Raw genomic sequence first — 21,141 nt, 5'->3', positions numbered from 1 at the left:
ATCGCTATAATGATGTTAGAGGAGGCGACAAACAATGAAGTTACAAGAAAATAGAGTGATTAATGGAAAGCAAATACGTACAAGTAATAGTGATTTTAGTCCAATTGCAGAACTTTGGGGTGAAGTCATGGTTGAAAAGCCAGCCGGAGATATTTTTGCGGTGTATAGTAATTATGCGAGTGATTTTACGGGTGAATATGATTTATTAGTAGGGACTAGCGACTGGGATGAAGAAAAAAGTACAGTAATTGAAGCTGGAGAATATCTCGTGTTTACTGTAGATAATACGAGTCATAAAGGCGTGGCGGAAGTTTGGCAAGAAATCTGGGCGAGGGATAGTGAATTACAGCGCGCTTATAAAACAGATTTTGAATGGTATCATACGAATGGAAAAATAGAAGTTTATATTTCTATTTAAAAAAATCCCCTCACAAGGAGGAGATTCTGTCATTATTTAAGTTTTTCAGCTGCTTTAGCTGGGACTTCTTTTTCAGGCACTTCTTCAAATGAAGTTACGCCTTTGTCTTCTTTAATATAAAGTTTTAAATAAGCACCTTTACGTAATTCTTTATCTGCAGAAAAAGTAACTTCTGTCTCTTTACCATTTTCGTCGTATGCAGGAAGAGTATAATTATTGTTGAAGCTTATTTCATTACTTTTTGTGGGATCTTTTGTAATTTTAACATAGGAAGCATCTGCACCTATTTTGTTGGCGTTTTTAAAGTAATATACGCCACCGATAATTCCACCAAGTAATAGTACGCTTATAATAAGTATAACGATTTTTTTCAAGTCAATCATCCTTTGCTGAGTTATTACACTTATTGTATAAGAAAAGAGCGGGACAAACCCTCGCAAAAGGCAACGAAATGGATTTTTAAACTTACATATTTGTTAGAAAGGAGTAATATTTCATGGCGAGACCAAAAAATAAAGAAGAATTGCTTCAACAAAGTGCGGAAAGTTATCAAAAGCTATTGGATTTAATTGACTCTATTCCAAAAGAAAAACAGCAGCTTGCGTTTCCATTTGAGGACAGGGATAAGAATATTCGTGACGTTGTAGTGCATTTGCATGAATGGCACAATATGGCGCTTGATTGGTACCAAATTGGGATGAGGGGCGATAAACCTTTTATGCCGGCGGAAGGTTATACTTGGAGGACCACGCCAGAACTGAATTTGGTTATTTGGCAAAAGTACCAGGAAACGGATTTAGAGAAGGCGATGGAATTACTAAATAAAACGCATCATGCGGAAATGGAAATTATCGCGGAACACTCGGATGAAGAACTGTTTACTAAAAAATATTATAAGTGGACGAATACAACGTCGCTTGGTGCTATTTTTATTTCAAGCACAACGAGCCACTATGAATGGGCTATGAAGAAAATACGGAAATTTAAAAAAGCCGCTGGAATCAAATGAATTCCAGCGGTTCTTTTTTTATTTTAAAGCGGATTCGTCTAAATAAGCGATTTCCCAGAGATGGTTGTCTAAGTCAAGATAACTTCTGCTATACATGAAATCGTAGTCTTGTGTTTCGCCTGCTGGTTTTGCGCCAATTTTTAGCGCATGATCGACCAGTGTGTCAACGGCTTGGCGGCTATCTTGGGTGATGGTGATGAGGACTTCGCGTGCTTTTGTTGTGTCAGCGATGCCTTCTTTATGGAAAGTCTGGAAGAAATCTTCTTTCAAGAGCATGGCGAAAATATTTTCTCCGATGAGCATTTGGGTAGCATTTTCGTCTGTGAATTGAGGATTAAATTCGTAGCCAAGTTCTGTGAAAAAAGCGACGGTTGCTTGTAAATCTTTTACAGGCAAATTAATAAAAATTTGTTCCGAGCGTGTTGCCATAATTTATCACCTCCAGCCAAAAATAGCATGCAGAAAACTTCCTGTCAATGAATAAGTTATGTTAAAGTAGGGAAGATATAAAGTAATCCAAAATTGAATATCAAAAATACCCCTTGTAATCGGTTTCTTTTTGTACTATAATGTTAGAGAAAAGAATAGGATTGTTACTGCTGAGGCAGGCAAAACCTAGATTAATTCAAGTGCTATTTTGATATTAATAGCGTTGGAATTAGTTTGGGTTTTTTTCTTTTGAAAGAGGTGAAAATGCATGATTATCAAAAAAATACTGAATAACAATGTCGTAATCGCCGAGGGTAAAAGTGGCAAGGAGTCTGTAGTGATGGGCCGTGGTCTTGCTTTTCAAAAGAAACTTGGAGATGAGGTGGAGGTATCCAAGATTGAAAAAACATTTGTAATGGAAACACACGAACTTTCAGAAAAGCTTTCAGAATTACTTAGTGAGATTCCGCTGAAACATTTACGTATCGCGGATGATGTTGTCCAGTACGCGCAAGAAACACTTGAAACAGACTTAAGCGATAATATCTATTTAACTCTCACAGATCATATTAATTTTGCAGTATCACGTTATAATCAAGGTATTAACTTGAAAAATGCACTATTGTGGGAAATAAAACGATTTTATCACGCAGAGTATTTAGTTGGAATGAAGGCCCTTGATTTTATTGAGAAAGAAGTAGGAATTAGGCTAGACGAAGATGAAGCTGGTTTTATTGCTCTCCACATTGTAAATGCGAGACAAGACGGACAACAAATGCACATGACAGTAGCAATGACCCAAATTGTTCAAGATATTTTAAGCATTGTCACGTATCATTATGGTATGGTTTTAGATGAAACTTCACTGAACTATACACGTTTTATTACTCATTTACAGTATTTCGCACAACGTTTACTTCGAAAAGAAATTGTCGATTCCGGCGATGACTTTTTATATGAACAAGTGCAAATTAAGTATCCAGAAGCTTTTAATTGTACGAAAAAAATTGATGCATATCTGATTAATACGCATCATACGGAATTAACAAGAGACGAACGTGTTTACCTCGCAATTCATATTTACCGCGTTACTGAAAGAAACACAATAGCAAAAGAAGAAGAATAATTTTTTTGGACTTATATGTAATGGATTACAGAAAAGTGCCGCTTATCGCGGTGCTTTTTTTATTGTAATTTTTTCTCTACTAATATGACCGAAAATAACACTGCGAAAACACTAGTAGTTAATAAAATGGAGCTGCGAATCATGGCATACATTGGAATAAATGCAAGTATCAGTGAAAAAACTAGAATACACACGCCAATGATTATCCAGTAAATTCCAAGCAATCGATGAGCCTTTTTCCAGTTGGCGTCGTTTTTTAAAGAAGCATTCGTCCGGTAACTAAAGCGGCCATTTTTATTTTTGGGTGGATTAACTCTGTAAAAAATGCCAATAATAATTAATAAAAACGGGAAAATTAAATCAAACATAGCAAACCTCCTTTTACGTACCACCGTAGTATAACAAATTCTTGTGAAAAATTGAACGGTTTGCCTATTTGCTTTAATGGGTATTGGTGAAAGAGATGATCAGTTATTTTAAAGGAGGAAAAAAGATGCTTTATAGTGAAAACGACAAGCGAAAACATGAAAGTTATCAAATCCCGCTCTTTGGATCTGAAGAAGAAAGTACTAGCATCCCGAAATACGTATTAAAAAAGGAACCAATGGAACCGCGCATTGCTTATCAATTAGTGAAAGATCAGCTGATGGATGAAGGAAATGCGAGACAGAACTTGGCGACTTTTTGTCAGACATATATGGAAAAAGAAGCCGAAATATTGATGGCAGAAACACTGGAAAAAAATGCTATCGACAAATCTGAGTATCCACAAACAGCAGAACTAGAAAATCGCTGCGTTAATATTTTAGCGGATTTATGGAATGCGCCAAAAGAAATGTCTTATCTAGGCACTTCCACTGTTGGTTCTTCGGAAGCGTGTATGCTTGGCGGCTTGGCAATGAAATTTCGTTGGCGTAATAATGCTGAAAAACGTGGTCTAGATATTCAAGCGAAACGGCCAAATTTAATTATTTCATCAGGCTACCAAGTGTGTTGGGAAAAATTTTGTGTGTACTGGGATGTTGATATGCGTGTCGTTCCAATGGATAAAGAGCATCTAAGCCTTGATGTTGAGAAGGTATTTGAGTTAGTGGATGAGTATACGATTGGTATCGTTGGGATTTTAGGTATTACTTACACAGGGAAATTCGATGATATTGCTTTATTAGATGAAAAAGTAGAAGCTTATAATGAAGCAAACGAGCATCAATTAGTGATTCATATTGACGGGGCAAGTGGCGCAATGTTTACTCCATTTGTAAATCCAGAATTAGCGTGGGATTTTAGGCTTAAAAATGTGGTTTCAATCAATACTTCTGGTCATAAATATGGCTTAGTTTATCCGGGTGTTGGTTGGATTTTATGGAAAGATAAAGAATATTTACCAAAAGAGCTTATTTTTGAAGTGAGTTATTTAGGTGGTTCAATGCCAACCATGGCGATTAATTTTTCGCGTAGTGCTAGTCAAATTATTGGTCAATATTATAATTTCTTGCGTTATGGTTTTGAAGGCTATCGAGAAATTCACGAAAAAACAAAGAAAACAGCACTATATCTCTCAAAAACGGTAGAAAAAAGTGGCTACTTTGAAATTATTAATGATGGCTCTAATTTGCCGATTGTTTGTTATAAGTTGAAAGATGGCCTTGATGTTGAGTGGACGCTCTATGATCTTGCGGACCAGCTTCTTATGAAAGGCTGGCAAGTTCCGGCTTATCCGCTGCCGGCTGATTTAAGTGATACGATTATTCAGCGGTTTGTTTGCCGGGCGGACTTAGGTTATAATGTGGCGGAAGAATTTGCAGCTGATTTCGCGGATGCACTCCATAATTTAGAACATGCTAGAGTGCTGTATCATGATAAGGAACGAAACGATTCATACGGATTTACGCATTAAAAAAGAAGACTTGGATGCGAGTCCAAGTCTTCTTTTTATTAAAGTGGAAGCCAGTCGATAATTTCTTTTAAGCTTTTATCCCAAAAATCCCAATCATGATCACCAGGACCTTCGCGGTATTCTAGTGGAGCGTTTTTGGCAAGCGCAAAATCACGGAAACGAAGATTGTCTTCATAAAGAAAATCTTCTGTACCACAATTTTGGAAAAGAGCTGGTAACTCCACGTTGTTCGTTAGATTAGTTTCTAATAAATGAAATAAGTCATTTTCCGTACCAGTTTGGCTAGTCATTTCTCCAGTGATGGCACGTGTGCTGAAATTTTCGAAGCAATCTTCTTTAATGATATAATTAATATCCATGACACCAGACATGCTTGCAGCGGCTTGGAATTTTTCTGGGAAAGTAAGTGCAACTTTGAACGCACCGTAACCACCCATAGAATGCCCAGCTATGAAAGTATCTTCTTTTTTGTCCGAAAGTGGGAACCAGTTTTTCATCACGTGAGGAAGTTCAGTACTGACAAATTGGAAAAAATCGCGACCGTGAACCATATTAGAATAGAAACTATGGTCTGCTGCGGGCATGATGACAGCGAGTCCTTTTTCGGTAGCGTAACGTTCAATATTTGTATTGCGCACATAAGTAGTGTGGTTGTTAGACAAGCCGTGCAGAATATATAATGTTTTATATTTAGGAATTGAACCATGGTAAAGTGTTTCTGTTTCGGGTAAAATCACCGTTACACTTGTTTGCATGGCTAAACATTCTGATTTGAAATTTAGTTCTAAAATAGCCAATGTAAGGGCCTCCTGACCTATCTTTTTTTCTAGTATACATGATTTTTTAGTGAAATAAAATAAATATAACTTATCTTATGAGTTAACTCGGAATTAAAGTTTAAAGAAAGAACCTGCGCGAACAGGTCCTCGTTATTTTTTTATACTAGGTTTCTTTTTATCCACGATGTTCAAAATTTCTTCAAGCTTGCGATTCTTTTCTAGAATGGCTGCTTCTTTGAATTGTTCTGTTGTGACTGGGGGCATCGGTTCTTTGCAATTTTCATGCGCTAGATTAGGAAAAAGATTATCAGTCATTTTTCATCGCCTCCTTGATTTAATTATAAAGTATTAACGTGAAAATATCGACTAATTGGATATAGATGAAAATAATTCTCAATTAGGGGTCCGACTTTTTGAATATCGTGGTATAATTTAGTAAAATGAAAAGGACAGTATTGTGGAGGGGAATTATGAAGAAAATAACTATATTGACGTTAAGTATAACAGCCGCACTACTCCTTGCTTCGTGTGGAAATGATACTGCAACTGATACGAATAACGAAAAAGTAAAAACAGAAAATAAATCGCAAGCAGCCTTAACGGTAACGGATATGGCTGGTCGTGATGTTTCTTTTGATAAAAAACCAGAACGAATCATCGCACTTACAAATGCAGATATGAACATTATTTATGCGCTTGGTGGGACAGTCGTTGGTCGTCAAACAACAGATGCGAGTGGTGTTCCAGATGGCGCAAAAAAAGCAACAGAAGTGGGCAATACGCATGATTTAAACTTAGAGAAAATTGCTTCTCTTGGGGCTGATGCTATTGTAGCAAGTTCAGAACAAAACTTAAAAGACGTGCCTGCAATGGAAGGCGTAGGACCGAAAGTTGTGCTAACTGGGGCGAATTCAATCGATGAAATAAAAAAACAGACAGCCGTTCTTGGCAAGCTTTTAGGTAAAGAAACAAAAGCAGAAGAACTAGAGGCAAATATTGACAAAAAAGTAGCAGAAGTGAAGCAAAAACAGCAAGGTAAAAAAGTACGCGCTTTACTAGTACTTGGGGCTCCAGGAAGTAACTACGCGGCGTTACCATCCTCGTTAAGCGGAAATGTTTTAGAAATCGCTGGTGGAGAAAACGTGGCGAAAGATTTTAAAGGTGTGGAAAACTTTCCGCAATATGCTTCGATGAACGTTGAAAAAATTGTTGCTGCTGATCCAGAAGTGATTTTCTTAATGATTCACGGCGGAGATGAAAAAGAAACAGAAACAGCCTTTAAAAAAGAAATGAAACAAAATGAAGCTTGGAATTCAACAAGCGCCGTTAAAAATGATCATATTGTCGTACTTCCAGCAGAACTTTTCGGAACAAATCCCGGAATGAAAATTGATCAAGCATTGGATTATATGACAGATGAAATAAATAAGGTGGCTAACTAATGACAACTGTGAAGGCGCATGATCCGCGGCGAAAACGTAGACGGATAACTTTTATTGTAGTAATCGTTTTACTTATTTTAGCTTTTTTCTACGGGCTGACTACTGGGTCCGTGAAAGTTACATATAGTGACGCTTGGCAAACTTTGACTGGCGGCGGGAGTGACCTTGCGAATCAATTGATATGGAATTTGCGTTTGCCACGACTATTGATTGCCTTCTTAGTAGGCGCTGCACTTGCAATAGCAGGTTGCTTGCTCCAAGGCGTAATGCGAAATCCATTAGCTGACCCAGGTGTAATCGGGGTTTCAGCGGGCGGCGGATTTGTAGCAATTTTAATGACGTTAGCATTTCCTGCTTTGGCTTCTTTTGTTCCAATTGGCGCATTTTTAGGAGCTTTTGGTACGGCAATTTTAATTTATTTATTAGCGTGGGATCGTGGCGTTTCTCCATTACGTGTCATTTTATCTGGTGTTGCTATTAATGCTTTTATTGGCGCAATGACTTCTGGAGTTATGGTGCTTTATAGTAACCGGGTTCAAAGTGTTATTTCTTGGATGACAGGAACGCTTTCTGGGAAAAGTTGGTATCACTTGGATATGATTTGGCCTTATATGTTGGTTGGTTTTGTTTTAAGTGGTTTTGCTATTCGCTCTTCCAATGTGTTGCTACTTGGGGACGATGCTGCAAAATTACTTGGTTTTTCCGTCGAACGACATCGTTTTTTCATTATCATGTTAGCGGCATTTTTAAGTGGGGTCGCAGTGAGTGTAGCTGGATTAATTGGCTTTGTTGGGCTGGTTGTGCCACATATTTTCCGTTTGATTATCGGCAATGACTACAAATATTTATTGCCATTATCTACCTTAGGTGGCGCACTATTAGTTGGTTTTGCTGATACGGCGGCTAGAAGTTGGTTTGGGTCGATTGAGCTTCCGGTTGGGATTTTGCTTGCGATGATTGGCGCACCATTCTTCTTATTCCTACTTCAAAGAGGGAGGGTTGCTTCATGAAACCTGCATTAGAACTAAAAAATATTTCTTTCTCACGTAAAAGAGATTTTGAAATGAAAGACGTGAGCGCACGCATTCCAGAAGGTAAAATCACGACACTTATCGGTCCAAATGGTTCAGGTAAATCAACTATGCTTCGTTTGATGATGCGCCTTTTGACACCTGATAGTGGAGAAGTTTTGCTTGATGAAAAAAATATTAAGGATATTCCTTCTAAAGATTTAGCGAAGAAAATGACGATGTTATCTCAAGCCCCTGAAGGTTTAGTTGATGTTATGGTGCATGACTTGGTGGCTTATGGACGTTTGCCGCACAGAAGTTGGCTTTCTACTTTACAAGAAGATGATGAGGCGGTTATTCAGTGGGCAATTAAAGTGTGTAACTTAGAAAATCTGGCGTATCGACCACTTCACTCGTTATCGGGTGGTGAACGTCAACGTGCGTGGCTTGCAATGGCTCTTGCGCAAAAAACACCTATTTTACTACTTGATGAACCAACGACATATCTAGATATTGCCCATCAACTTGAGCTTTTAGATTTGTTAGTTCATTTAAATAAAGAATATAATTTAACGATTGTGTTAGTGTTACATGATTTAAATCAAGCTGCAATCTACAGTGATTATGTTTTTGTTTGCGAAAATGGTGGATTAGTCAAAAATGGTACGCCTCAAGAAGTTTTTACAACGGAGCTTTTGCGAAATGTCTTTCATATTACAGCAGATATTACTGAAAAAGATGGAAAACAGCACATTCATCCGCTTGCTTCGACTAGATTTGAATATTAAAGAAAACAGAAAGAAGATTAGAATTTGGTGAAAAAGCTTCCTATCCAAGGTAAACTTTATTATAATAGATGAAGGCTGTTGCTCTTTTTAAGAATAGCAGCTTTTTTACATTTAAATCTAAACATAAAGGACGGAAAGCAATGGCTAGAAATAGAAAAAAGGCAGTTCGAGTTGACTACGCGATTATATTCTTGATGATGTTGCTTTGTACTATTGGTTTAATGGCTATTTATGTCGCAGGACTTGTTAATGACCAGTACACAAATAATTTCTTACTGCAGCAGTCTATTTGGATTGTTATTTCTACTGGAATAGTCGTTGTTATTGTACTTTTTTTCGATTATGATCGGCTTCAATGGGCGGCATATTACTTGTATGGTATTGGGAATTTACTTCTAGTGCTTGTATTAATTGTCGGCGATGAGCGTAAAGGTTCTAAAAGCTGGATTAGTATTGGCTCACTTGGAAGTTTGCAACCTTCAGAGTTAATGAAGAGCTTCTTAATTCTCGCGCTTGCTAAAGTAATTTGGGACCATAACAAAAAATATCAACTGCACACGGTAAAATTAGATATACAATTATTGCTTAAAATAGGCATCGTTTCTATTATTCCACTTGGGTTAGTTAGACTTCAGCCAGACCTAGGTACAATTTTAGTGTTTATTGCTATTATCATCGGAATGATTTTTATTAGTGGTGTTACATGGAAAATCTTAGTGCCAGTATTTAGTTCGGTCGCTTTACTAGGCGGGACGTTAATTTATTTAGTTATGTACAATCAAGATTTTTTACAAAAACTAGGATTTAAACCATATCAATTTAAACGAATTACTTCTTGGCTTAGACCTGAGGAAGATCCGCTTGGGGACGGTATGCAACTGCTCCGTTCAATGCAGGCGATTGGTTCTGGTCAGTTACAAGGAAATGGTATTGGCAACCAGGCAATCGCTATTCCAGAAAACCACAATGATTTTATTTTTTCTATTATTGGTGGGAATTTCGGTTTTATTGGTGGCTGCGTACTTATTATGTTATACTTTTTACTGATTTACCAAATTATTCGAGTGGCATTAGACATTGGCATTCCTTTTTATTCGTATATTTGTACGGGTGTTTGCTCGATGATTTTATTTCACGTTTTAGAAAATATCGGGATGACAATTGGTCTTCTTCCAATTACCGGTATTCCACTTCTTTTTGTCAGTTATGGGGGAAGCTCTCTTCTTGGCGCATTTATGGCACTTGGACTCGTGTTATCTGCGAGATATAATGCCCCAGAAGTTAACTTAGGAAAAGGGAATCGCGTATGATTTTCTTTTTTAAACTGTTTGGGAGAAAGCGTTAGTATACACAAACCAACCAGTAAGGAGTAATTAAATAATGAATCAACAAAATAAACTAGCTGGACGCATTGATTACGGGATTGTTTTATCAATGATGTTACTTATGATAATCAGTTTGGTGTCCATTTATAGTGCGCAATTAACAAATAATCAATATGATGCAAACTTTGTTGTAAAACAAGCTATGTGGTTTGTGGTTTCGACATTTGCAATTATTGTCGTGATGCAATTGGATTATGATCGACTCACGAGATGGGCTTATTACTTTTATGGGTTAGGTCTGTTTTTACTCGTGTTTGTTTTACTTTTTGGGAAAGAAGTAAAAGGAGCGAAGAGTTGGATAGTTATTCCATTTTTAGGTAATATTCAGCCTTCTGAGGTTGTAAAAGTAATATTAATTATCGTATTGGCAAAAGTAATCTGGGATCATAATAGAACGTATAAGGTTCATCGCTTTAGTTATGACGCTTGGTTACTGCTGAAAATCGGCTTATTTACATTAATGCCACTTATTTTAATTATGCTACAACCCGATTTAGGGACAGCACTTGTATTTATCGCCATTATGTCGGGGATGATTCTTATTTCAGGTATTACTTGGAAAATTATCGTACCGCTTTTTGGCTCGATAGCAGCAATCGGTACTACGCTTATTTGGATGGTTATTTATCATCAGAATTGGCTAACGAGTCTTGGTTTTAAACCATATCAATTTGACCGGATTACGACTTGGATAAATCCGGAAAATGACCCTCAAGGCGGGGGCTATCAAGTGCTGCGAGCGATGACGGCAATTGGTTCTGGTCAGATTTCTGGAAACGGGGCGGGATATGATGCCATCGCAATTCCTGAAAATCATAATGACTTTATCTTTACGATTGTAGCTGGAGACTATGGCTTTATTGGAGCGAGTATTCTACTGGCGATTTATTTCTTACTAATTTATCAAATTATTCGAGTGGCGCTTGATGTGGGCGTTCCATTTTATTCATATATCTGTACGGGTGTTGTAATGATGTTAATGTTCCACGTGCTAGAAAATGTTGGCATGAATATTGGTTTATTACCAATCACAGGTATTCCGCTTCCGTTTATTAGTTACGGTGGTAGTGCTCTGCTCGGGAATATGATGGCAGTCGGGCTCGTTCTCGGGATAAGGTTTAACTTTAAGAAATCGATGTTTGAAGTAAAAGAAGAAAATCACGCATCTTAAAAGAAAAATACAGAAGTCGAAGTGGCTTTTGTATTTTTTTTGAACTGATATGAATACGCTTTCAAAATCTCTGTTTTTTTCTAAGGGTTGCTATTTGTACTTTAAGAAAAAATGCACTATGATAGTAATAGAATGCAATCGGAGGGAGAGGCAAAATGATTAATTTTTATTGGTATCCAAAATGTAGCACCTGCAAGAAAGCAAAAGCATGGCTTGAAAATGAGCATGTTGATTTTAACGAAGTAGACATTAAGACTGAAACCCCAACTGCCGAAGAATTACAAAAATGGCATGAAGCTAGCGGGCTTCCAATCCGTCGTTTCTTTAATACAAGTGGTATTAAATACCGCGAACTTGGACTAAAAGATAAGCTTGATACACTTTCACCGGAAGAGGCTTATAATTTGCTTGCTTCAGATGGCATGTTAATCAAACGCCCACTTACAACTAACGGTAAAGAAGTAACGCTTGGTTTCAAAGAAGAAGAATTTGAAGCAACTTGGAAATAGTCAATATAGATAATTGCAAGTAAAAGGAGGAGTTTTAAAATGAGTTTACCAAAAGACTTATTGTACACAGAAGAACATGAATGGGTGAAAGCAGAAGACGGTAGTTATATTATTGGGATTACTGACTTTGCCCAAGATCAATTAGGGGATATTGTATTTGTTGAATTGCCAGAAGTTGGCGATACCGTAACAAAAGGTGATTCAATCGGTAGCATTGAATCCGTTAAAACAGTATCTGATTTTTATGCGCCAGTAACTGGTAAAGTAGTTGCTGTTAATGAAACATTAGAAGATGAGCCAGAACTAATTAATAGCAACCCGTATGACACTGGTTGGATTTTAAAACTTACTGAAGTAGAAGAAGCGGATGTAACTGCTCTTTTATCAAGTGATGATTACGAAAAAGGATTAGATTAATTTATTAGAAGCCGGCTTGGGATAACCGAAGCTGGCTTTTTTTGATAGGAGGCGTTTTTTCTGGAAACTTGGGAAAAAGAGACTTTTAGTGAGGCGCAAAACGATGGCGCGGATTTTGTCGTTTTCTTTTTTACACCAATGTGTGGCAGCTGTCAGATAGCAAGCCGCTTAGTAGACGTGGTTTTAGAAGCAGACAGTATTCATAGCAACGTCGCAAAAGTAGACTTGAACTATGTGCCAGATATTGCTCAAAGCTTGGAAATCACGTCAGTCCCCGCGTTAGTGAAATTTAAGAACGGCGAACCAAAGGATTTAACGTATAAATTACATGATGCAACAGCTATTTTTGAATTCCTGTATAGTGAGTGATACAGGGATTTTTTCTGTGTTAATTTTTGCCCGTGCGCAAAAAAGTTTCGTTTCTGATATAGAACTGCATTTAGCTAAAAACATTGCTATAGACACAATTTGGCTACTCGTGGTAAGATAATTCGAGTTGTTAAAATAGTGTTTTATAAAGAGAGATTTTTAGTGAAACATAAACATATCGGAGGCTTTTCTATGAACAATTCTAACCTTACTATTTTATCGGTGTGTAGTAATTTTGTTATCGTCGTACTTAAATTAATTGTCGGCTTTTTCACGGGATCGGTAGCTGTGATTTCAGAAGGAATTCACTCTTCAATGGATTTATTTGCATCAGTCATTACTTTCTTTTCTATTCGAATTTCGAATCAGCCTGCAGACGAGGACCATCCATATGGGCACGGGAAAGCGGAAAATATCGCGGGGACTATTGAAACTTTATTGATTTTTGTAGCGGGTATTTGGATTATTGTTGAATCTGTTAATAAACTTTTAAATCCGCATGAAATTAGATTTCCAGCGCTCGGTATTGCTGTCATGCTTTTTGGGGCGATTGTTAATATTATTGTGTCACGAATTATTAAAAGAGCGGCAATTAAAGCCAATTCAGTTGCAATGAAATCCAATGCGCTACATTTATATACAGATGTTTTCACATCGCTTGGTATTGCGCTTAGTTTATTTTTAGTATACATAACTGGCTGGTTGTGGTTAGACCCAGTTATCGCTATTTTAACGGCATTTTATATTATGTACGAAGCATTTAAGCTTTTAAAAGAATCTTTTCCACCATTAATGGATAAACGTCTTTCAGATAATGAAGAAGAGGCGATTAAAAAGATTATTTTAGCGCATAAAAATAAATTTATTGAATTTCATGATTTTCGCTCTAGGCGAGCAGGAGCGGAAGAATATATTGATTTTCATTTAGTAGTATCTTCCACGATGACAATTGAAAGTGCTCATTCGCTTTGTGATGAAATTGAAGCAGAGATTATGAATTTCTACGCGAAAGCAGAAGTTTTGATTCACTTAGAACCTGAAGAAGAGCGAGTGCTAACTAGAAATTAAAAATCAGCTCTTTCTATTCGATTTGTTTCTAAAGTGTTACAATAGGTAGAAATAAGAATGGAAAGGACAATGAGTATGACAACATCTATTTTGATTGCCGATGATGATAAAGAAATTGTTGATTTAGTAAAATTATATTTACAAAATGAAGGATACACAATTTATCAAGCTTATGATGGTGCGGAAGTATGGCGTTTAGTGCAAGAAAAGCAGCCAACATTAGTGATTTTAGATATAATGATGCCAGAAATGAATGGCCTTGAAGTATGCCGATTAATGCGGAAAAATGGTATTTTAACGCCAATTTTAATGCTTAGTGCAAAGGCAGAAGATAATGATAAAATTATGGGACTATTAACTGGAGCGGATGATTATATGGTCAAACCGTTTAATCCTTTAGAGCTCTCTGTTCGCGTTAAAGCGATTTTAAGACGTATGCAACAAATGAGTCAAGCAGAGCCAGTTAGTCAAGATAAGGTCATTATTGGGCCAATTGTAGTTGATCGCGGGCTTCATGTTGTAACTGTTGGAGAAAAAGAACTTCATCTAACTACTTCAGAATTTGATATTTTATTTTTACTAGCGAGTGAACCAGGTCGTGTTTTCAGTTCAGAATATATTTTTGAGAAAATTTGGCAGGAGAAAGCACTCGGAGCGAGTAAAACGGTCATGGTCCATATTAGCAACTTGCGCGATAAATTGAGAGATGCTATGGGCGGAGAAAATGTGATTAAGACAATATGGGGAGTAGGGTACAAAATTGAAATCTAGGCTGGAAGTGTTGTTTACGAAAATTAGCCATGTGATGAATGTTTGGCAGGCGACTTTTTTTGCAATAGTGTCTTGGGTTTTTGCTTTGATTACTGTCCAAACTATTTATTTGTGGAGTATTTCTATTCGTGATGATTCTTTGTTTTTACGTGAAGTGACGCAATCTATGGTTCAACTTTTTGGGCCGAATAAATATACTCGGATAATGCAGTCGTTTTGGATGTTATCGCTGAAGTTTTTAATTATCTTTTTGATTGCTTGTTTATTCTTTGCATTCTTTTATCGATTGATGCGTCAGCGGATATTAAAAAAACAACTACGAACGATTAATTTTGCTTTAAATGATGGAAAGCCGGTTGATACAGAAAGTTTTGTCCCGGAAATTCAAGAACTTGAGCGAAACATTGAAAATATGCGTGAACGACAAAATAAATTAATGAAAAAGGAAGAACAGGCGCAGCAAGCTAGGAATGACTTAATTACGAATGTCTCACATGATTTGCGGACGCCTTTAACGTCGATTTTAGGATATTTAAGTTATATTCATGAGGATCGTTATCGTGATGAGATTGAGCTGCGTTATTATACGGAACTTGTTTACGGAAAAGCGCGTCATCTGCATAAACTGATTGATGATTTATTCTCTTATACTAGGCTTGATAGTGTTGATTACCAATTAAAAAAAGATGAACTAGACATCATTGAATTACTCAGACAATTAGTAGCAGAATATGACGGACGAGCTGCAGAACGAAATATGCAGATAATCGAACATTTTGATGCCAATAAACTCATCATTGGTGGCGATGGTAACCAAATTATGCGTTTGTTTGAGAATTTATTTTCCAATGCGCTTAGATACGGAGAAGGAAATAAACAAATTGATGTAAGCGCGAAAAAAGAAGATAATATGGCTGTTGTGCGGGTCACTAACTATGGTGAAGAGATTCCAACCGTTGATTTACCTTATCTATTTGAACGTTTTTACAAAGTAGATAAAAATCGGACAACAACGGGTACTGGCTTAGGCCTTGCAATCGCTAAGTCTATCGTTGAAAAACACGGCGGAATTGTTACCGCAGAAAGCAAACATCGCAAAACAAGTTTTATCGTCAAATTGCCGCTCATTTAATCTTTAAAAATTCTTAAATGTTTCTTTCCTTGTGATTTATGTTCTTTCAGTAGAATATAAATCACGGAGGAGAGAAAAATGAAAAAACATATTGTTTTAATTGTTGTTGCTTGTATCACGGTCATTGCGGTATTTATGTACATAATTCAAGTCAATAGTAGCGAACTTAAATATCAAAATAGAGCTCAGATTAAAATAGCCTCTCAGTTAGCTAGCCAGGAAGATTCGGGAGAAAATAGTATTATTAGTGAAGTAAATTACAAATAGATGCGTATAAATAAAAAAGTTATTGACAAAGTGTGACGGAAAAGGTAATATGAAAAAACAAGAAACGTCACTATAGTCACAAATGAAGTGATATAATAATATGTAGAAATCTTATCCAGAGTGGTGGAGGGAAATGCCCTGTGAAACCCAGCAACCTAAACAATAATTCATTATGTGTTTAAGGTGCTAAGTCATGCAGAACAACGATTTGTTCTGAAAGATGAGAAGGAAGTTAGCCCATTTGAAAAAATGCTGCCTTTCTGCTCATTAGCAGGAAGGCTTTTTTGTATATCAGAATGTAGAAAAGGTGATAGAGATGATTACGTTACAGAACGTCGTAAAAGAATATACGTCCAGAAATAACAAAGTTCTCGCTGTCGACCATGTCGATTTAGAAATTGAACAAGGTGAGATTTTCGGAGTAGTTGGTTATTCAGGGGCTGGTAAAAGTACACTAATCCGAATGTTCAATGGATTAGAACTACCAACAGAAGGGTCTGTTGAAGTAGATAACCTACTAATTAGCCAAATTCGTGGTAGTAAATTAAGAAAAGCGCGCCAACAAATCGGAATGATATTTCAACATTTTAATTTATTATGGTCTAGAACTGTTGCAGAGAATATCGCGTTTCCATTAGAAATTGCTGGTGTTCGCGGTGAAAAAAGACGTTTTCGGGTCAATGAACTAATCCGACTCGTTGGCTTAGAAGGAAAAGAAAACGCCTATCCAGCTGAACTAAGTGGTGGGCAAAAACAGCGCGTAGGTATTGCAAGAGCGCTCGCCAATAATCCTAAAGTATTGCTTTGTGATGAGGCTACATCCGCACTAGATCCACAAACGACCGATGAAGTTCTAGAATTATTGCTAGACATAAATAAACGCCTCAACCTAACTATCATCGTTATCACCCACGAAATGCACGTTATTCGGAAAATCTGTAATCGCGTGGCAGTCATGGAAAACGGGAAAGTTGCTGAACTCGGTGACGTACTAGATGTGTTCCGCCATCCTAAAGAAAAAGTAACGCAGCGTTTCGTCCGCCAAGTAACTGATTCAGACGAAACGGAAGAACTAATCCATCTATTACTCGATAATTACGCAGAAGGTAAAATCGTTAAACTACTCTTCATGAGTGAAAATGCAACTCAACCAGTTATCTCTCAAGTAGCAAAAGAAAATGATGTTATGCTAAATGTCCTTCATGGGAACTTAACTCAAACGCAAAACGGTGCATACGGAACATTGTATGTCCAAGTTTTAGGCACAGAAGAAGCGATAGATGCCAGTCTAACACAGCTACGTCAACTTAAAGTAGAAACGGAAGTGTTAGAACGATGACGAAATTACAAGAGTTATTTCCAAATGTTGATTTTCAAATGATGTGGGTTGCCACACAAGAAACGCTATATATGACACTTACTTCATTATTTGCAGTTTTTTTGCTAGGAATCGTGCTAGGATTATTACTATTTTTAACCAATAATAAAAAACATGCCGGAGCGCGCATTTTATACTGGATAACAGCAATCCTTGTTAATGTGTTCCGTTCCATTCCTTTTATTATTTTAATCGTGTTACTTTTACCGATGACAAAATCGTTAGTCGGAACCGTAATTGGACCGAAAGCAGCACTTCCAGCTTTAATTATCTCAGCAGCTCCGTTCTATGGTCGGATGGTAGAAATTGCTTTTCGCGAAGTAGACAAAGGCGTTATTGAAGCCGCTAAATCCATGGGTGCGAATATGTTTACTATTATTGGTAAAGTGCTCATCCCAGAAGCCTTACCAGCGATTATTTCTGGTATTACAGTGACAGCAATTTCACTTGTTGGATTCACAGCGATGGCCGGCGTCATTGGTGCAGGTGGGCTTGGAAATACAGCTTATCTTGAAGGATTCCAACGTGGACAACCTGATGTAACGGTACTTGCGACAATTATTATTTTAATTATCGTCTTTATTTTCCAATTTATCGGCGACTTCCTAACAAAACGAACCGATAAACGCTAATCAATGTATATGAAGAAATTTATATAAAAAAACGCGGAATCCCCGCAAAAAAGGAGAGAATTTCATGAAAAAGGTTCTTGGTTTAATTTTCACATTAAGTTTAGTTTTAGTACTTACAGCTTGCGGTGGCTCCTCAGATAAAGCTTCATCTAGTAAAGACGATAATAAATTGGTAGTGGGTGCGTCAAATACACCCCATGCTCAAATCTTAGAACAAGCAAAACCTATCTTAAAAGATAAAGGGATTGACTTGAAAATTGTTAAATATACAGACTACGTTATGCCTAATAAAGCCCTAGAAGAAGGCGATTTAGATGCTAACTACTTCCAACATAAACCATATCTTGAATTAGAAGAAAAAGAAAAAGGTTACAAATTTGCTGATGTCGGTGCTATTCACATCGAACCAATGGGCATTTATTCTAAAAAAGTAAAAGATATTAAAGATTTAAAAGACGGCGCGCAAGTTTTACTTTCTAACTCAAAATCTGACTGGCCGCGTGTTATTGGGATTTTTGTAGACAATGGACTTTTAACACTTAAAGATGGCGTGAAACCACAAGATGCAACATTTGACGACATTAAAGACAATCCGAAAAACTTGAAATTCAAATATGATTTTGACCCAGCTTACTTGATGACTGCATATAATAATGAAGAAGGCGATGTTGTCGCTATTAACTCAAACTTTGTTGTAGACCAAGGCTTAAATCCTTCTAAAGATGCTATTGCAATCGAAAGCAAAGATTCTCCTTACGCTAATATTGTTGTAACTACGGACAAGAAAAAAGACGACAAAAACATTAAAGAACTAGTTAAAGTGTTACATTCAAAAGAAATTCAAGATTACATTACGAAAGAATGGGACGGAGCAGTTGTTCCAGTCGATAAGTAAACAAAAAAATCCTTTTACCGATTTGGTAAAAGGATTTTTTTTAATTAGCACTACTTAAATATAGTTTCAGTCCATCAGAAATGGCTTTATCAAGTTCTTTTTTAGAAACAATGTCTTTACCTTCTGGCATTGGAGGAACTTTTTCATAATCAAGCATATCGACGGTTGTTGTTAAGTTGATTAAATCTTTTGTTTTGCTATCTTCAAAGTTTGTAGTAATAACGGCTTTACTGAAACCTTTCTTACTATCTGGTGTTAACGTTAATTTGAAATCGAGTGTTTGATTTTTATTGGAAGTAAGGTTTTTTAGTGAAGAACGAACACTTTTTTCACCGGAATTCCATTTTTTTTGAGCTTCTTTTTGCGAGCTACCATCAATTTCTGAAAGAAGTGTGATGATGTTTCCGTCATTATCAAGTGCTGTAAAGACGTCATTGACTAAATCTTTTATTTCGTTTTTGGATAGGTTTAAAACAATATCTCCATTATCTTTGGAAGTGAAATGTTTGTCATCTAAGTTATTTAAATAGCTGTAAATTGCGATACCACTGGCTTCTTCAATTTTTTTCAATTCTTCCGCTTGACGATCAACGGTTTCTGAATCAATTGTTTGATTGGAGAAGTTTTGGAATGTTTCGAATACGTTGAGATATTTAGATTCTAAGTCTTTATTTTGCGCGAGTACTTTGTTGAAAATCTGAGCTGCTGAATCGGATAGTAGGCTTGAAAAACTGTCTGCTGCGTCATAAATATCAGCTACAGGGATATAAGCTTTCCCGTCCTCACTGTTTTGGAGCGCATGTAGAGTTAAATCAAGTGGTTCTTTGCCTTTCCAGTGAAGCGAATAGGCGCTATAGGAAGAGGAAGAATCACTATCTACAGAAATTTTATATTGAATGTTAGATTTTTTAAGTTGATTTAAGTCAATATCAGAGCCAAGTTTTTTAATGTAGTTATCAGATAGGTTGTTTACTTGGAATGTGACGTTCGTTGTAAATTGTTTATTTTCAGCTGTTTTCTTTAAAGTAGATGTGAAGTCGGACTTAGGGGAGCTGCACCCGGATAATGTGGCTAAAAGCAATACAAAGATGGTCAGAGCCATTATTGCTTTCTTCATATTTTAAATTCTCCTTCAATAAATAATCGTTTATTACAAATAAGTTATTATGTTGCAAATTTGTTACGTTACAACAATACCATATCTAAATAAGATATACAATCCTTTTTTATAGTAAAAAAGAACCTTTCTTCTATTGATATAGAGCGCTCTTCCTTTTATGTCATGGATTCTCAAATAAAATGGAAATAGTGATAATGCACGAAAACTGGTAAAAAACGGCTATTAATAGTAGAATGAAGGGGAGAATGCGAAGAGTGCTGGTTTTTATAGTTGTAATCAGATTAGAATTATACTAAACTAGGATTATGCAAATTTTACACTAGGGAGGACTTTTTTATGGCAACTTTAAAGATTCAAGATTTACATGTTGAAATAGAAGGAAAAGAAATTTTGAAGGGCGTTAACCTTGAAATTTCAACTGGCGAAATCCATGCTATCATGGGACCAAACGGAACAGGTAAATCTACGTTGTCCTCAGCAATTATGGGGCACCCGAAATATGAAGTAACACAAGGATCAATCACGCTTGACGGAGAAGATGTACTTGAGATGGAAGTAGATGAACGCGCTCGTGCTGGCCTTTTCTTAGCGATGCAATATCCAAGTGAAATTAGTGGTGTAACAAACGCTGAGTTCATTCGTGCAGCTATCAATAGCCGACGCGAAGAAGGCGACGAAATTCCAGTAATGCAATTCATCCGTAAATTAGATGCCAAAATGGACATTTTAGATATGGACGAAGAAATGGCAGAACGTTATTTAAATGAAGGATTTTCAGGCGGAGAGAAAAAACGTAATGAAATCTTGCAATTATTAATGATTGAGCCAAAATTAGCGATTTTAGATGAAATTGACTCTGGTCTTGATATTGATGCACTTAAAGTTGTCTCTAAAGGTGTAAATGAAATGCGCGGCGAAGGTTTCGGCTGCTTAATCATTACCCATTATCAACGTTTACTTAACTACATTACACCAGATTTTGTGCACGTAATGATGCAAGGTAAAGTAGTTAAAGAAGGCGGACCTGAGCTTGCTAAACGTTTAGAAGCTGAAGGTTATGACTGGATTAAACAAGAACTTGGTATTGAACTTGAGGAAGAAGAAGCAGTAGACCAACAATAAGGAAGTG

At 36.7% G+C, this 21,141-nt stretch carries 26 protein-coding genes and 1 riboswitch; of the genes, 20 read left to right on the top strand and 6 right to left on the bottom strand.

From position 1 onward, the window contains the following. Positions 1-34 precede the first annotated feature (34 nt). Entirely contained in the window at positions 35-418 is a 384-nt protein-coding gene (locus tag AC4PG0_RS12910) for a GyrI-like domain-containing protein (RefSeq protein WP_492167761.1), read from the top strand. A gap of 32 nt (positions 419-450) precedes the next feature. Here AC4PG0_RS12910 and AC4PG0_RS12905 read toward each other — a convergent pair whose 3' ends face one another. Next, a complete protein-coding gene (locus tag AC4PG0_RS12905; protein WP_010991240.1) occupies positions 451-792 on the bottom strand; it encodes a YxeA family protein in 342 nt (113 codons plus the stop codon). Between the two features lie 122 nt (positions 793-914). On the opposite strand from AC4PG0_RS12905, the gene AC4PG0_RS12900 reads away from it, so the two are divergent. Further along, positions 915-1,427: a ClbS/DfsB family four-helix bundle protein gene (locus AC4PG0_RS12900; RefSeq protein WP_194317647.1), complete on the top strand. Its 513-nt coding sequence runs from the start codon at positions 915-917 to the stop codon at positions 1,425-1,427. An 18-nt stretch (positions 1,428-1,445) separates the two neighbouring features. Here AC4PG0_RS12900 and AC4PG0_RS12895 read toward each other — a convergent pair whose 3' ends face one another. Next, positions 1,446-1,856, bottom strand: a complete 411-nt coding sequence (locus AC4PG0_RS12895) for a VOC family protein (RefSeq protein WP_010991239.1) — start codon at positions 1,854-1,856, stop codon at positions 1,446-1,448. A gap of 268 nt (positions 1,857-2,124) precedes the next feature. Between AC4PG0_RS12895 and licT the strand changes: the two genes are divergently transcribed. After that, positions 2,125-2,982, top strand: a complete 858-nt coding sequence (licT, locus tag AC4PG0_RS12890) for a BglG family transcription antiterminator LicT (RefSeq protein WP_003763832.1) — start codon at positions 2,125-2,127, stop codon at positions 2,980-2,982. A 59-nt stretch (positions 2,983-3,041) separates the two neighbouring features. Here licT and AC4PG0_RS12885 read toward each other — a convergent pair whose 3' ends face one another. Next, complete coding sequence (locus tag AC4PG0_RS12885) at positions 3,042-3,350, bottom strand: SdpI family protein (protein ID WP_003763830.1); 309 nt, start codon at positions 3,348-3,350, stop codon at positions 3,042-3,044. A gap of 125 nt (positions 3,351-3,475) precedes the next feature. On the opposite strand from AC4PG0_RS12885, the gene gad reads away from it, so the two are divergent. Then, entirely contained in the window at positions 3,476-4,879 is a 1,404-nt protein-coding gene (gene gad / locus AC4PG0_RS12880; protein ID WP_492167760.1) for a glutamate decarboxylase, read from the top strand. A 38-nt stretch (positions 4,880-4,917) separates the two neighbouring features. Here the strand turns inward: gad and AC4PG0_RS12875 are convergent, their stop codons facing one another. Continuing rightward, positions 4,918-5,676 (bottom strand): alpha/beta hydrolase, encoded by a 759-nt coding sequence (locus tag AC4PG0_RS12875; protein WP_010991236.1) that lies wholly within the window; start codon positions 5,674-5,676, stop codon positions 4,918-4,920. Between the two features lie 132 nt (positions 5,677-5,808). Next, the gene (locus tag AC4PG0_RS12870; protein WP_003763827.1) at positions 5,809-5,973 is read right to left on the bottom strand and encodes a hypothetical protein; all 165 of its coding nucleotides are present in this window, start codon (positions 5,971-5,973) and stop codon (positions 5,809-5,811) included. A 155-nt stretch (positions 5,974-6,128) separates the two neighbouring features. On the opposite strand from AC4PG0_RS12870, the gene AC4PG0_RS12865 reads away from it, so the two are divergent. The 15 genes from AC4PG0_RS12865 to AC4PG0_RS12795 all read left to right on the top strand — a co-directional run bounded on the left by AC4PG0_RS12865 (position 6,129) and on the right by AC4PG0_RS12795 (position 18,892). After that, a complete protein-coding gene (locus AC4PG0_RS12865; RefSeq protein ID WP_070023934.1) occupies positions 6,129-7,100 on the top strand; it encodes an ABC transporter substrate-binding protein in 972 nt (323 codons plus the stop codon). Further along, positions 7,100-8,110 (top strand): FecCD family ABC transporter permease, encoded by a 1,011-nt coding sequence (locus AC4PG0_RS12860; RefSeq protein ID WP_492167759.1) that lies wholly within the window; start codon positions 7,100-7,102, stop codon positions 8,108-8,110. The genes AC4PG0_RS12865 and AC4PG0_RS12860 overlap by 1 nt, the downstream gene beginning before the upstream one ends. Beyond that, the gene (locus tag AC4PG0_RS12855; RefSeq protein WP_010991234.1) at positions 8,107-8,898 is read left to right on the top strand and encodes an ABC transporter ATP-binding protein; all 792 of its coding nucleotides are present in this window, start codon (positions 8,107-8,109) and stop codon (positions 8,896-8,898) included. The genes AC4PG0_RS12860 and AC4PG0_RS12855 overlap by 4 nt, the downstream gene beginning before the upstream one ends. Positions 8,899-9,038: 140 nt before the next feature. Beyond that, entirely contained in the window at positions 9,039-10,208 is a 1,170-nt protein-coding gene (gene rodA / locus AC4PG0_RS12850; protein ID WP_010991233.1) for a rod shape-determining protein RodA, read from the top strand. A gap of 70 nt (positions 10,209-10,278) precedes the next feature. Next, a complete protein-coding gene (gene rodA, locus AC4PG0_RS12845) occupies positions 10,279-11,454 on the top strand; it encodes a rod shape-determining protein RodA (protein ID WP_003769152.1) in 1,176 nt (391 codons plus the stop codon). Positions 11,455-11,609: 155 nt separating this feature from the next. Continuing rightward, positions 11,610-11,963 (top strand): arsenate reductase family protein, encoded by a 354-nt coding sequence (locus AC4PG0_RS12840; RefSeq protein WP_003763821.1) that lies wholly within the window; start codon positions 11,610-11,612, stop codon positions 11,961-11,963. Between the two features lie 39 nt (positions 11,964-12,002). Then, entirely contained in the window at positions 12,003-12,380 is a 378-nt protein-coding gene (gene gcvH, locus AC4PG0_RS12835) for a glycine cleavage system protein GcvH (RefSeq protein WP_003769150.1), read from the top strand. A gap of 60 nt (positions 12,381-12,440) precedes the next feature. Continuing rightward, the gene (locus tag AC4PG0_RS12830; protein WP_033533614.1) at positions 12,441-12,749 is read left to right on the top strand and encodes a thioredoxin family protein; all 309 of its coding nucleotides are present in this window, start codon (positions 12,441-12,443) and stop codon (positions 12,747-12,749) included. 192 nt (positions 12,750-12,941) lie between these two features. After that, positions 12,942-13,817: a cation diffusion facilitator family transporter gene (locus AC4PG0_RS12825; RefSeq protein WP_003768219.1), complete on the top strand. Its 876-nt coding sequence runs from the start codon at positions 12,942-12,944 to the stop codon at positions 13,815-13,817. 75 nt (positions 13,818-13,892) lie between these two features. Beyond that, on the top strand, positions 13,893-14,588 hold the full coding sequence (cesR, locus tag AC4PG0_RS12820) for a response regulator CesR (RefSeq protein ID WP_003763814.1): 696 nt from the start codon (positions 13,893-13,895) through the stop codon (positions 14,586-14,588). Next, positions 14,578-15,720, top strand: a complete 1,143-nt coding sequence (gene cesK / locus AC4PG0_RS12815; protein ID WP_010991229.1) for a histidine kinase CesK — start codon at positions 14,578-14,580, stop codon at positions 15,718-15,720. Before cesR ends, cesK begins: the two co-directional genes overlap by 11 nt. Before the next feature lie 78 nt (positions 15,721-15,798). Beyond that, on the top strand, positions 15,799-15,987 hold the full coding sequence (locus AC4PG0_RS12810) for a hypothetical protein (RefSeq protein WP_033533612.1): 189 nt from the start codon (positions 15,799-15,801) through the stop codon (positions 15,985-15,987). A gap of 108 nt (positions 15,988-16,095) precedes the next feature. Continuing rightward, a riboswitch (SAM riboswitch) is annotated at positions 16,096-16,214 on the top strand. Positions 16,215-16,303: 89 nt separating this feature from the next. After that, positions 16,304-17,326, top strand: a complete 1,023-nt coding sequence (locus tag AC4PG0_RS12805) for a methionine ABC transporter ATP-binding protein (RefSeq protein WP_003769138.1) — start codon at positions 16,304-16,306, stop codon at positions 17,324-17,326. Beyond that, the gene (locus AC4PG0_RS12800) at positions 17,323-17,997 is read left to right on the top strand and encodes a methionine ABC transporter permease (protein WP_003763810.1); all 675 of its coding nucleotides are present in this window, start codon (positions 17,323-17,325) and stop codon (positions 17,995-17,997) included. Before AC4PG0_RS12805 ends, AC4PG0_RS12800 begins: the two co-directional genes overlap by 4 nt. Positions 17,998-18,061: 64 nt before the next feature. Continuing rightward, positions 18,062-18,892 (top strand): MetQ/NlpA family ABC transporter substrate-binding protein, encoded by an 831-nt coding sequence (locus AC4PG0_RS12795; RefSeq protein ID WP_003763809.1) that lies wholly within the window; start codon positions 18,062-18,064, stop codon positions 18,890-18,892. A 40-nt stretch (positions 18,893-18,932) separates the two neighbouring features. Here AC4PG0_RS12795 and AC4PG0_RS12790 read toward each other — a convergent pair whose 3' ends face one another. Then, a complete protein-coding gene (locus AC4PG0_RS12790) occupies positions 18,933-20,009 on the bottom strand; it encodes an Lmo2079 family surface lipoprotein (protein ID WP_010991227.1) in 1,077 nt (358 codons plus the stop codon). Positions 20,010-20,348: 339 nt separating this feature from the next. Between AC4PG0_RS12790 and sufC the strand changes: the two genes are divergently transcribed. Further along, positions 20,349-21,134: a Fe-S cluster assembly ATPase SufC gene (sufC, locus tag AC4PG0_RS12785; RefSeq protein WP_003768207.1), complete on the top strand. Its 786-nt coding sequence runs from the start codon at positions 20,349-20,351 to the stop codon at positions 21,132-21,134. The last annotated feature ends 7 nt before the right edge of the window (positions 21,135-21,141 follow it).

The sequence above is a fragment of the Listeria sp. MAN/IMW/UF464 genome (assembly GCF_058683955.1).
The sequence above is the reverse complement of the archived record's forward strand: the minus strand, read 5'-3'. Positions and strand labels throughout refer to the sequence as shown.